At 57.8% G+C, this 548-nt stretch carries 1 protein-coding gene; it reads right to left on the bottom strand.

The annotated features are described in order from the left end of the window. On the bottom strand, positions 1 to 548 hold a 548-nt coding region (locus L8I05_RS29415), incomplete at both ends, for a DUF6531 domain-containing protein (protein ID WP_242176718.1).

The raw sequence follows: 548 nt of genomic DNA, 5'->3' as shown, positions 1-548 counted from the left end.
TCGTCATAGGCGTAGGAAACAACGTTCTGCTCCGTCACCCACACATACGGCTCACGGCCTTTGGCGCGATGAACCTGATAGTCCACCGCTACAATGCGGCCCAGTTCATAGCGCAAAAACAAAGACCGGCCTACACCGTTATCCAGCCGCTCAATCCGCCCCAAACGATCACGAGAAATCCGCAGACGGTTGTCATACGCGTCACTGATCGCTGTCAGCTGACCATCGCAAAAGTGATAAAAGCGCGATGCCTGAGCCAGCACCAACTCATCGGGCAAATCGCCCAAATAGATCGCGGCTTCGGCCAGGCTGTTGGTGATCGCAGGCCGGGCAGCAGTCGGCAAGGGCAGGGCAGTAGAGCGATTCTCATGATCCGTCCAAACCACCGAATCACCCGAAACCACCAGCCTTTGCGCCAGCGAATGACTCCAGCCAAACCCCAACCCGCAATCCACTTCGACCGCACTGGTGCGGTACAACCGCGTCCACTCAAACGGCAAAATCCCGTCCAGCGCGCCATCGGTGAGGGTGAGCAATTCTTCCCCGGT

This window comes from Pseudomonas sp. MONT-RG-20F-20-E-7-02, assembly GCF_022662395.1.
GTDB lineage: Bacteria > Pseudomonadota > Gammaproteobacteria > Pseudomonadales > Pseudomonadaceae > Aquipseudomonas.
The sequence above is the reverse complement of the archived record's forward strand: the minus strand, read 5'-3'. Positions and strand labels throughout refer to the sequence as shown.